The sequence below is a fragment of the Nostoc sp. ChiVER01 genome (genome assembly GCF_034531155.1).
Taxonomy (GTDB): domain Bacteria; phylum Cyanobacteriota; class Cyanobacteriia; order Cyanobacteriales; family Nostocaceae; genus Nostoc.
Genome location: NZ_JAVRBS010000009.1, coordinates 50141 through 62196 on the forward strand (window position 1 = coordinate 50141; position 12056 = coordinate 62196).

Sequence of the window (12056 nt, forward strand, 5' to 3'; positions counted from 1 at the left end):
TTATATATAGCAATCTCAAATTAAACCTTAAAGGATGTTTTAAAAGTCTTATTCTTGGTAGTAAAACGTTTTATACCCTCTAAATCCCCCGTTCTTTAAAAGGAATTGTAAGCTTGGATACAAAATTTTTCCAAGAATATATATGAGGATGGAAGCTGGGCTAACCTCCTTTTTTGAGTCTAGTGAGAGTAAAATCACATAAAGTTGCTTGAACAATAGTTCGTGCATTTTGGGAAAAGCTTAAATTTCTTTATTTTCGCCAATAGCCAATTCCTTTTTGCTATGTTTTAACTGTTTCCAAAGCGCCTTAATTTGCTCGTAAGCTTCTTCTGGAGACAGCTTTCCACCTGTTTCTAGGCAAGTAATGTAACTAATTTTTTGGGCAAATTCTTGGAGGTTGGCATTAAAAGCTAAAGTTTCTGGCTGGAAATTACCATAATATCGGCTACGAGGGTAAAGAAAACTATTTTTGTCTTGCGAGTTAGGTTGTGTCATTAGTTTGTTATCTGCAAGTTATTAAAAGTTCTAGATTTGTTATTCTACGTGTAATTACACAGTAGAAAAGCTAAATTCCAGAATGAAGTTAATATTGTAGTTAAAAATATATTTATTTGACTACTGTAAGAAGACAGAAATAACTATCCAGTTGAAAAAGGCACAAAATTTAATGTATAGGTCAATACAATTCAACTAAAATTACTTACTTTTCTTTGCGTCTACCTTAAAAAATTGACTTTGGATAGAAGAAAGGCAGTTCTTGAATATTGATAAAGAGTTTTAGCCTTAATTGTGTCTGGTAAAATATCTGCGATCGCCATTCGCGCACCGTCTTGTAAAAAAGATCCCCCCGCCTGCGGCGACCCTCTTAAAAAGGGGGGATCTTCGAGATATAAGGATGTTAACCGAACCGTATTATCGCGATCGCTATATGTGAAGCTCAAAACACGATAATTGCCCAGATGCTAACTCCCAAACCGATTGCTGCTAGATGTTGCGGCATGAGCGATCGCACTGGTTGCTTGGCAATCTTTTGCGTTAATAACATAGTCATTAACACTGAAAATATTATCGTTGTACCTTGCAAAAAAGCAATGACAGCCGGATGAGCAACCAATATTGGCAATTGTTCACCACTCAAACCAAGGGTAGCAAAGGTTACAGGTAAAATCCGTCCACCTTCACCTAAACCTAAACGCAGATAGTGAGCCAAGTTTCCCCCTAACACTAATGGTAGGTAGCCATAGGTAAGTTCTACAAATGATCGAGACTTGCGGTTAAAGTTGAACACTTGCAGCAAGCCATAAACCCCAAAGGTAAAAATCGCTGGGATGATTAACACTAGCAGGGATAATCCCAAGTGCTGCCAAAACTGAGTTAAATCCAGTTGTAACCCCAACCAAGATTGCAACTCTGGCAAGCGATGCAGATATATCCCACCCAACAGCAACAACAATAATGCTACTTCATAGGTGCGGGGTACATGAGTTGTCCACAGTTCAATTCCAGGGGGACGCAAGTTAAACTCAACGGAACGATGGGGACAGGCTTTCAGGCAAGTCATGCACAGTACGCAATCTCTGTTATCTTCTAATTGCGCTGGATGGGAATATAAGGGACATCCATTAGTTTCCATCCCTTCGCCCTTTTGTGGCCCACCTTTATAGCACTGATACGTGGTGCAACTGGCAGAACAAATACCTTGCTGGGCGCGGAGTTCCGTCATTGAGAGTTTGGCAAATAAACCATTCATGCCGCCGATGGGACAGAGATAACGACACCAAAATCGCCGCTCAAAAAGAGCAGAGAAGATCATCGCCCCAGCCGTAATTAACAGCAGCAAACAAGCGCTCAGATAAGCGGTATTTTCTAAATGCCAGAGTTCTTCCCATAAGAAAATTAGAGTAAACAAACCAAACATAAACCATCCGCCCCATTTCTCAGCTTCCTCTCTGGGCCAACGCTTAAGTTTTCGAGGCCACAGCCAGAGAGATAACTTTTGGGTAATTTCCCCGTAAATCATGAAGGGACAAACAGAACACCAGATACGCCCCAAAAAGGGAAAGAGAAATAGGAAGAAAGGCCACCACCAAGCCCAAAATAGATTTAATACGAAATTGCGATCGCGGGTTTGCGGCCCAATAAATAAGACTGCAACTATAATTGCAAAAGCCGTTGCAGTAAAACCATAGTTAATGCGATCGGGCCACCAGGGACTACGCAAAAACCGCCGCAAACGAGGATAGGCATTTAACAGATTCACCCGAAATCGTTTTTTCTTCGTTTCGGCTGGCCAGAAAATTTCTTCTGTTAATTCATTAGCACCCTCTGCTTGCACGATCGCTCTTTCTACCAGATTTTTTAATTCCTTAAGATTGCCAGGAAAATCATAAGACTGGAGGCGACGTAAAGCTTCTGGGGTGATGTGGGGTTTGGGAACGCCTCTAGCTCGAGTGTAAAGGCTAATATAGTATTCAACTTGTGCCTGAATATCAGCTTTCCGCACCCGTAGCGGTGGTACTTTAATAATGTGACCAATACAGCGTTCAATTGTCGGCTGAGTTTTTTCGGAAACAATCAGAATTCTGGCTTTGCTGGGACGAGGTTCAGGTGCTGCTTCTCCTGCACGACTGACGGGGGTATATGTGCCAGTTTTGAGCAACTGCGTCACCGGGGGTAATAATTCTTCAGGCAATTCTTGGATGTTGTTAAGAACTAAAGTACCTTCTCCCAACCATTCCAACAATCCTGGTTTACCGCCAGCACGACCGAATAAATCTGCACCGCTAGTTTGCAGAATCCCGCAATTTACTTTAATAATTGGTTCTCGGCGTTTTGGAGAACCAAAGTGGATGAGGGCTGCTATATTGTCTTTTTCTAACCCTGGTTCTCCAAAAATATCCACTGATTTGCGGTCAGCTGCCGCTTCTCTAATTTGCTCGCGCAACCGCACAGCATAACGACTTGTACCGACAATTCCCCGTTGGGCTTTTGTAACTAAATATGGTCGCAAAGCTACGGAGCGTTCTTGTTCATAGCCAAGTGCAGATGTTGCCTGAGCTAATTCTTGAGCCAATTGGCGCGAAAAAGCCTGAGCAATTTCGGAGTATTGGGTGGCTAATTCACGGAATTTATCACCAGGCACAACCCACAAATGACAATCTGTCACCGTAGTAATTGTGAATGGAGTTAATTCATCCAACAGCAATTCTTTGAGTTCAATCACTGCTCCAGGGAGGAATCCACAAGCTAAGGCTGGGTTGGTTTGATTGGTGCTATTGCTTTCGAGTTGACCTTCTACAAGAATATAAAGGGCTTCTGGAGGAGTGCCTTCGCTAACTAAGTCAGTTTCGGCTGGTACAACTTGTTCTTCAATTACTTGAGCGATCGCATTTAACACCTCAGATGAGAGAATTCCTAAACTCGTCCGTTCTTGTAGCCATGTAATCGTTTCTGGAGATGTCATATTAAGTTCTCCGTGTAAGCTGTTATGTATAACCAGAATTATCCTTGAAAGGGTATTTCAAAATATCTGTATTCATCTGTTGTGTATTAATACACAATGTGCAATGTTTGTCCTTGCTATTAAGCTAAAAACTTTTGCACTACACTCGTATTCAGCGTAAACTAAATTTGATGCAAATTTAATGACGTTTCCATTCCAGATGTATAGGTGACTCCGGAACGGGTATTTTGTTCAATGCAAATTTCATACTCAACAGGTTGCCCTGGTTGAAGCCAAGAATCAAAGCGATCGCCCAAATTGATCTGATAAGCATCGGCCCAGTGAGGATAGGGTCGATATAGAACAAGTGGGTAAGACATCTGGCTCACTTTGGAGTTGTTCTGGGACAAAATAATTGTTAATTTAACTGTTTTTAACTCGCCCAGAAGCTTACCTTTATCTAGAAGAGTAAAATTGCGGGGATCGGGGAAGCGATCAAATCCTTTAAAGACGATATTCCATTAGAAATAGCCAAATATATCGACCAAAAAATGAAGAAACTGCACAAGAACCACCAAGGAATGAGTTACGGGCAGTTGAGTGTATTATTACTAACATATATAATCAGTCAATCACACCATTGGTTGTGTGCATTAGAAGCGTGGAATATGCGAGGCAGGGTCATCGAGGATCGCGGAAACGGCACGCGCCACATCAACAGCCGAGATAGGCGAGGTCTTGCTGTTACCTAACGGTAGTGCCAGTTCATCATTGTCCCGGATGCCAGCAGCAGCCAGACGCAGGAAGAAGCCCTCAAGGAAGACCGTCGGCCGCACCGTGACGACCGGCAGCCCCGACCAAGCCAATGTCTGTTTTTGTGAGACTTGACGATTCTTTTAACTCAGTGATGTGGCTGTTTTAGCTATAATTTGGCTACGTTGCTCTACTAAATTCAAGGAAACTTTCACATCTAGTTCTGACGAATTGGTATTGAAAAATTTTTTGAGAATACGATTTGCCAGCAAAGCCTTGAATTGAGTTTATAAACGCTTTGCTATAAATAACCTCTAAACCAATCTGTTAAACACATTTACATCAACTTACTTATGGCTAATAGCATTGATTTCGCAATAATTACCTTACCTAATGCTATAAAATTAAAACTTGATTTTTTAGATAATGTAAATTTAGTCTCCTCAATTTCAGAAACTTATTTAGATTTTGACCATAAATTGCAGTTAAATTTAGACAAAATTTTTAGCATCCATAGTACAGTTCCATACATAAATGTGGCACTTGATAGAATCATTGTTGAAGTATTTGGAAAACCTGAAATTAGAATATCTTCACCAAAATATATAATTAATAAAATTTCTCCAGAATTTGAAATCAGTTTTAAAGGATTACTAAATAAACAAGATATTGAGTTATTTTTCGGCAAGCAAACCACATTAAAATACAAATTAAATGAAGATTTAATTTTTAGCAATATAGCGAGTAAATTTCCTATTATTAACGATTTAAAATTAAGCAACCCAGAGCTAATTATCACTGATACTGAACATGATTTCATACATTCAAAATTAGGTTGCATTAAGTTAAGCAAAGGATTCAACTTTATTGGAAATATTGATTTCGATAATCTCCAGACAAATTTCAGCAGTTTTATTCATCGAAGCTTAGGAATTGCGTGCTTAGGAGCGATAATTAACTTTAATCCGGGAGGACAGGTTAGCTTAACAGGTAATATTTCAGGCGATATTCAGCTATTCTCTCAGCAACAATTTCAGGCTACTTTTAATAACTTACTTATAGGATTAAATATTGGTGCTGATTTAGAGCCAAACTTTGGATTAACTGGAAATTTAATTCTTCAAGGCTACGATCCCACCCAAGAAAAAGAACCTAAGTTATTTCTCTCTGGTAGTCTGTCTCTCGAACCCGAATCTTTAACAGCATACTTTTGTCAACAAGGTGAAAAATCTTGGTATAATCCCTATGGATTGGTAGGAACTGAACTTCGCAATATCAGGTTTCAAGGAGGCGGAACGTATTTACCTCCTTACTTTGATAATTTTGGCTTCATTGGTGATTTGAAATGGGATAAAACAGAGCTTGAGGTAGCTTTTCTGATAGACACTAATGATCCTGAAAGATTAGCTTTAATTTTAAATCCCAAGCAAGCGGTTAGCTTAATAGATTTGTGGCAGGGGCCAGTCACTTCCTTTCTTAGCAAACAAGTAGGTTATTCAACCGATTTAGTTAACAAAGCACTAGGATTTTTAGAAAGCTTAGTAAACTTAAACATCGAATCAATTGATGGGGATGGAGACGGAAAAATTAATCCTTTAATTAAGTATGTTCCTTTTCCGACAAGAATTGCGGCTCAAGCGATATCAGAAGGTTTAGAAATTAATGGCAAACTTAATGCTTGGGGGCATGAGGCAATTTTAATCCTTCAAGGAGATAAAACTTTTAATAATATCTCTGGTTCATTAAAAGTTATGGAAATTGATTTAGGATTTCTGAAAATTAAGGGAACAGATGACGATAGTTTAGATTTATCTTTAAAGGTAACGCCTAGTGAGCAGTATCTTCAAGGAGATGGTTATCTAGAAATTCTTGACAACGAAATTGCGAATGTTGAATTTAAAATTACTCCTACCAATACTACCTTTAAAAACTTTGACCTGAGTTTAGGCAATCTGTTAAGTATTGATGTTGATGCCCTGAGTATCGATATAAAATCTGGTAGTGGTAGTGGTTTAGGAACAATTTCAGTTTTTGGTAATACCCTAGCAGGCATTATGTTTGATGTTACTCAAAATACTGTCAATCTGAGGCATGTTCGGTTGAATTTAGTAGGTTTCTTAACTTTGACTATTCCGAAGCTCACAGTTAACTTGAAGAATCAAAGCGCAGCAGGAACAGCAAATATTATTGCTTTTAATCAATCTTTGGGTAGCGGCACTTTATCATTTAACGCTCAGAACGTTTCAATTAATAATGTAGCTCTTAATTTAGGCAATGTTATAAAGCTCAATGTTCCTAGTTTTAAACTTGATTTAACTAATAAAAAGGTTTTTGGTTTAGGCGATATTATTCTCTTAGGTAAACAATTCATCGCGTTAGGTATCAGCCTCAACGAGAGCGGATTTCAAGCTACAAGTAATTTCAATTTTGGCGTTTTAGCTTTCAACGGCGCTACAGTCACTCTCAGCAAAGGAACTAATGGTAATATCAATAATTCTGGCAGTATTGCAGGAAGCCTCAAGTTTTTAGGCTACACCTTTGCCAATATCACGGCTAGCGTTAATAGTAGTAAATTAATTGCATCGGGTAGTTTTAATTTTGGTGGTATTTTAATACTTAAAGGAACAAATAATCGAAGGAATGCAACAATAACGCTTAACAGTCCAAAAAATGGACTGTACAATTGTGTTACTATTATGGGTAGCTTTTATCTGTTGGGTCAAGAGTTAACATCACTTACTATCCGCCATAATAATAGTACTTTAAAAATTTTAGGTATGCACATTATCAGAAAGCCCAACCATTCAAAAGGATAAATAGGGTAAAAAAAGTTAAATTCAAGTCATAGTTAGCCTTAATGGCACTAAACTAGTACAGCACGACGTAAATAAGCAGACCATTGAAAAGCCCTGAAGAGCTTATTCCATAACACTATTAACTTTTGATTTTTGACACTTCGACTCCGCTCAGTGTGAACTTTTGACTTCCGCCTTGCGGTACTAGGTTGTTATCTATATTTGTTAAGTTAATATTACAAGAAGTAAAAAAGTATTAATTGATTTTTATACCAGTAATTCTCTGATTATTGTTGCTTATTAAAAATTTTGATTTATCAATTTTAATAACTTCATAATTCTCTGTTATAAATATAGAGTAGATGCTAGCTATCATATCTGCTAAATCGACTTTAGATAATATTAGTAATTGCAAATTGAAAAATGATTTAGGAACAGTTTTAACAATTAAACATAATCTTCTATCATTTACGTGCCATACGCCAGTAAATTTATTACCCGTAATAAATTCGCTGGGTTTAGATAAAAGAAACGTTTGAATTCTAGTTTGCTCATAAGTCATATTATTTTTAAATTCAATAGAAATTTTTTCCCAATTTGTATTAAAACGCCATTTTCCAAAAAGTAACATTTCTATTTCTGTATCAGATAGGTTCATATTATTCATTGGCTTTCTCCCTTATTATTAAATAATGTGCAATTTACTCATGGTAAAGTTTCATGACAAGTTTTGGCACGAGTAAAAAATAAGTGCATCTGCCATACTAGCCAAGATCCAACTCGCCAAGCTGCCATTGACAACGGATCTGTAGATGAATATGAAGGTATGTCTAATATATTTTGGTCATAATGTAACCATGTAACTGGTAGATGTCCCATCGGTGTCGTCGGAGATAATTTAAAAGTTAGTTGGTCGTAATTTAACCAGTTTCCCTCTTTTCGCCAACCCAGGCGATCGCCAAGTTTTTTTTCTGTTTCATAATCTATTTGACCGCCTATTTCGTTCCAAATACTTTGCTGAATACTAAAGCCAAAGTAACCATGACTGTATTGTTGCCAAAGTTGATCGATTTTATGAAAAGCTTCACATGAAAAGTTAATAATATCCTGTTTATAAACTTCATTCCAATCATTCTTGCCCATGACTTGTAGCATTAATTTAGCTGTTTCAATATCAGCTTCTTGCCACTTGTACTGCATAAGAAGGTTTTGCAATTTTCTGTAATCAATATTCCAATTATTTTTAAATTCTGTGGGAAGCTCAATATCAACATCATTATTAGTTTGTTCCGCCAATTCTATTTTATCGATAAAAAGTTGAGGAGAAGGAGAAACAATATCTGTTTCTTCTATCCCTAACACTTTCTTTTGATCAACTAGTTGAGTTGACATATAATTAGATATTAGATAAATCGCTTGATTTAAAGTTATTTCATCTTTATCTAAATCAAAGTTATGAAACTGTAAATCTAATAATTGTGACTGAAAAAAAGCATCTTGCAGTCTATCTTTTTTATCATAACTTGCCACTAATAAATTGAGGATATCATGAGACATAGTACTAGTATCTTGTATCGTTAATAAATTAACTTGAGAATTTAAAGTACTACTTGCTAAATTTTGAATTTCTCCTACAATTGCGTAAAAATCTGCATCTACTTTTACTACATCATCTATTAAAGATTGAAACGGAGTAAAGTAATCTTGTAGAGACTTTTCTAGATTAATTGCTGTTTCAGCTATTTTTGCGATTTCTTGACGAATTTTTGTAGCTTGGACTTGGTATTCATAAATTTCTTGATATACCTCTATATCTTTAAGTATTTTCTGAATAGCTTGCTTTTGATTTTTGGTGTCTTCCGCTAAATTTTTAATTCCTCTACTGAGTAGCTTTACTTTTTCTAAAATTAAAAAATTAGTATTGCTTAACAGCAAAATAGATTTTAAATTTTCTTCTTCTTCCCATTTTAACTTGTCAATAATTTGAGAATTGTTATTATTTTTTATCTCGAGCTTACTTCTTTCTTCATTTACTTTTCTAATTTCATCATATTTTTGGTTGAATAATTTTCTCCAGTTATCTATAAAATTTAATAAAAAAGTTTGATAATTATTTTTATAATTTTCTAAAAAATCCAGAAGTTGAGTATAATCTGAAATTAATAATTTAACCTCTGCTAAAATTTCTCCTTGACTAATTTGTTTTTTCCATTTGATTATTCCCCAAAAATAAGAATAATATTTAGTACCTTCTTTAATTAAACTTTGGCAGGTTCTAATTTTTCTTTGAACTTTTTTTAGTTTGGGATTTTTTAAAGTAGGAAATCTATAATGTGTTTCATAAATCGTAATAAATTCATAAGTAACTAATTGTTTTTGCTTGATAGTTAGCATCACTTATTTTGAAATATACAAATAGTTGCTAAACTCTTACCCATTTCAATATTTCCGGGTTTTTGTTATAGCGGTAGGTTACACCATCCTTAGTAGTCACAGACTTTTGTTGACTAGCCTTGCTTCTGAGCGTAGTAAGAGAATAGTCAGTTAATGTCTGAAGCTCTTTATGAGAAAGTCCTATAATTGTGGCGTTCGCTGTTGATTCTGGTTTCATTTTGAGTTCATTTTCCGGGTAAATATCTATCGTAATTTGCTCTTTTTCAACTGGTTTAATAACAATCCCTTTTTGCAATTGATAATCTTGTACAGAAACAAGTTGCCAATTAGATTCTTGTGAAAGTTCTAACACCCATTGATGATAATTAAATAAGCTTTCTCTATGACCAACACTGATAAAAGTTGTTTTCGTTGATTGTAACTGTTGATATAGATTACCTTCGTTGTTTAAATCTAAAGCACTCGTTGCTTCATCTAAGATAGTGAAACTAGGATGTGTAATTAATAGCCGTGCAAAAGCGAGGCGTTGTTGTTCTCCTAAAGACAATATATTTTCCCAAGGAACTTCTGTATCAAAACCGTCTACACGGGTAAGTAAGTGTTGCAGGTTAACTTGTTGCAAAATATGTTCAAGTTCGCGATCGCTCATTTTCCTATTCGTATGAGGATAGAGCAACTGCTGGCGCAAAGTCCCTAAAATAATATAAGGTCGTTGGGGTAAGAATAATACTTCTTTTAAGGGAGGACGCACTAAACGACCAGTTCCCGCATTCCACAAACCAGCGATCGCTCTCAACAAAGAACTTTTACCCCTACCACTAGGGCCAACAATCAATAACCCTTCGCCTGATCCAACAGCAAATGACAAATTTTCAACAATCACCTGTTCATAATTTGGCGTTTGTAAAGTGACATTCTCAAAAGCTAAACGTTCTTCTTCTAGAATTTGAATAGTACTGACGTTCTCTGGTTGTTTACTAGCAGCTTGTAGAGCATCTGAAAACTCTGCTAAACGCTTTACATAGCCAGAAAATCGTCCTGAAATCCCAAACTCAGCTATTAGTTCTCCTAAAGCATTAGAAAACATAAAGCAAGCAAAACTAGCTTGGTTAATTTGTCCATAATCAATTTGATCTTGAAGAAATAAAGGTGTAAGAATAAACATCGAAAATAGGCTAATGGCAGACTGATATGCTCTGCCAAAAGCGTCTTGTCCCCTCTCTAAATTCAGTCTGCGTTCAGCAGTTTTTAAAACATTATTAAATCGACGCTGAATTATATTTAATTCTTCAGATTCTCCCTGAAAAAAAGCGATTGATTCAGCGTGATTACGAACATGAGTTAAGCAATAGGCAAAATCTGCTTTAAATGCAAGTTCTTCTTGGTTAACTTTATTTATTATTTGATTTAAGTAAACAGCTATGAAATTACCTATAATTGTATAAATAACTAAATAAATTGCGATTTGTGAAGAAACTATCCAGAGAATTATCAAAGCGCTTCCCATCTCTAAAGATTTTTCTAGTAAAGAAGATGAGAATCTCAAACCAATGCTAGTAATGGGTTCTATCTCTTGGGATAAGCGTTGATCTGGATTATCTATATCAGATTTAAAATTTATTTTATAATAAGCTTGATTGCTTAAATATTTTTCTAAAACATGAAGATTTAGCCATTTATACCAGTCAATAATTATTTTTTTTCTAACATATCTCAAAAGAGTGACTAGTAAGACCATCCCGACAATAATGAAGCTGGACAGCCATAAAGTACTATTATATTTATCAAGGTCTCTCTGTTCAATAACGATGTCAATTACATAGCGATTCCAGTAACTATTTGCAGCATTTGCAGCGACAATTACGACTATTAATAACACTAAGATAATGAGCATTACCCATGAGCGAATCACATCTGAAAATACTCTTCCTTCTGCTTTTGTTGGATACCAATAAGGCCCGGCAACTACTTTCACATCCTGCCAAAATTGAATTAAGGCTGAAAAAGGATTTGTTGTATTTTGCTCGCGTACAGATGGAGTTTGCATATTCTAAAAATGTAGCCGTTACTAATTACACTAGGAATTTTGAAATGACCTTTGAGAATTAAGTTAGACTCAAAGGCCATTTTTCCTTTTAGATAAGTTTAAAAGCTTGTATTATAAGCTTTTTGACTTTTGAATGCGTGACCTTTGCCTTGCGGTACTAGGTTAATGGTTCGTCATCAACAATTTCGACTGTTCTTGGAAAAGGGCCTTGGTCAGGCTCAGTAACGACTACTGGGCTGATATGATGTTTCAGTTTGAGTTTTAACTCATCTGAAATAGGCAATTCTTGAATTTCTTTGAGAAGAAATCTGACAGATTCAGTTTTGCTACGTTCTGTATAGACGAGCTTGAGAATGTTTTCAATTCCAAATCCCGCTATATATTCCCCTAGAACGGCTACTAACCCAAGCAAGCCTAAACCTCCTAAGAGACCTAAAGGCCCGCCCAGCGTTGAAAGCATAGCGACAACAGCAGCGACATTACCTCCTGATGCACCCGTTGCGATCACGAAAAGTATGCCAGGAAGGCCTAAACCAGAAATTTTTTTGACGAGTTCATCCATTGTACTTACCTACAATCCTTATAAAGTGAAAACATGACTAATACCAATTCGCAATGGGCTAAC

9 protein-coding genes are annotated in these 12056 nt (G+C 36.2%); 1 reads left to right on the top strand and 8 read right to left on the bottom strand.

Annotated features, from left to right (window positions below; translation table 11 throughout):
* Positions 1-240: 240 nt before the first annotated feature.
* From RMY00_RS14235 to RMY00_RS14250, 4 genes are all read right to left on the bottom strand, one after another.
* Positions 241-495 (bottom strand): hypothetical protein, encoded by a 255-nt coding sequence (locus tag RMY00_RS14235; RefSeq protein WP_322648162.1) that lies wholly within the window; start codon positions 493-495, stop codon positions 241-243.
* Positions 496-937: 442 nt separating this feature from the next.
* On the bottom strand, positions 938-3463 hold the full coding sequence (locus tag RMY00_RS14240; RefSeq protein WP_322648163.1) for a cyclic nucleotide-binding domain-containing protein: 2526 nt from the start codon (positions 3461-3463) through the stop codon (positions 938-940).
* 161 nt (positions 3464-3624) lie between these two features.
* Positions 3625-3822 carry a hypothetical protein gene (locus RMY00_RS14245; protein WP_322648164.1) on the bottom strand — a complete coding sequence of 66 codons (198 nt, stop codon included), beginning with the start codon at positions 3820-3822 and terminating at the stop codon, positions 3625-3627.
* A 273-nt stretch (positions 3823-4095) separates the two neighbouring features.
* On the bottom strand, positions 4096-4308 hold the full coding sequence (locus tag RMY00_RS14250) for a hypothetical protein (protein WP_322648165.1): 213 nt from the start codon (positions 4306-4308) through the stop codon (positions 4096-4098).
* A 240-nt stretch (positions 4309-4548) separates the two neighbouring features.
* On the opposite strand from RMY00_RS14250, the gene RMY00_RS14255 reads away from it, so the two are divergent.
* Entirely contained in the window at positions 4549-7011 is a 2463-nt protein-coding gene (locus tag RMY00_RS14255) for a hypothetical protein (protein ID WP_322648166.1), read from the top strand.
* 235 nt (positions 7012-7246) lie between these two features.
* Here the strand turns inward: RMY00_RS14255 and RMY00_RS14260 are convergent, their stop codons facing one another.
* From RMY00_RS14260 to RMY00_RS14275, 4 genes are all read right to left on the bottom strand, one after another.
* Entirely contained in the window at positions 7247-7657 is a 411-nt protein-coding gene (locus tag RMY00_RS14260; RefSeq protein ID WP_322648167.1) for a hypothetical protein, read from the bottom strand.
* Between the two features lie 38 nt (positions 7658-7695).
* On the bottom strand, positions 7696-9384 hold the full coding sequence (locus tag RMY00_RS14265; RefSeq protein ID WP_322648168.1) for a GUN4 domain-containing protein: 1689 nt from the start codon (positions 9382-9384) through the stop codon (positions 7696-7698).
* 28 nt (positions 9385-9412) lie between these two features.
* Positions 9413-11431 (bottom strand): ABC transporter ATP-binding protein/permease, encoded by a 2019-nt coding sequence (locus tag RMY00_RS14270; RefSeq protein ID WP_322648169.1) that lies wholly within the window; start codon positions 11429-11431, stop codon positions 9413-9415.
* Between the two features lie 157 nt (positions 11432-11588).
* Entirely contained in the window at positions 11589-11993 is a 405-nt protein-coding gene (locus RMY00_RS14275) for a hypothetical protein (protein ID WP_322648170.1), read from the bottom strand.
* Positions 11994-12056: the final 63 nt, after the last annotated feature.

Bases quoted from the DNA above. Each gene is read 5' to 3' on its own strand.
- RMY00_RS14255 (WP_322648166.1), top strand. From the start codon at position 4,549: ATGGCTAATAGCATTGATTTCGCAATAATTACCTTACCTAATGCTATA.
- RMY00_RS14245 (WP_322648164.1), bottom strand. From the start codon at position 3,822: ATGTCTTACCCACTTGTTCTATATCGACCCTATCCTCACTGGGCCGAT.
- RMY00_RS14265 (WP_322648168.1), bottom strand. From the start codon at position 9,384: ATGCTAACTATCAAGCAAAAACAATTAGTTACTTATGAATTTATTACG.
- RMY00_RS14240 (WP_322648163.1), bottom strand. From the start codon at position 3,463: ATGACATCTCCAGAAACGATTACATGGCTACAAGAACGGACGAGTTTA.
- RMY00_RS14235 (WP_322648162.1), bottom strand. From the start codon at position 495: ATGACACAACCTAACTCGCAAGACAAAAATAGTTTTCTTTACCCTCGT.
- RMY00_RS14275 (WP_322648170.1), bottom strand. From the start codon at position 11,993: ATGGATGAACTCGTCAAAAAAATTTCTGGTTTAGGCCTTCCTGGCATA.
- RMY00_RS14270 (WP_322648169.1), bottom strand. From the start codon at position 11,431: ATGCAAACTCCATCTGTACGCGAGCAAAATACAACAAATCCTTTTTCA.
- RMY00_RS14260 (WP_322648167.1), bottom strand. From the start codon at position 7,657: ATGAATAATATGAACCTATCTGATACAGAAATAGAAATGTTACTTTTT.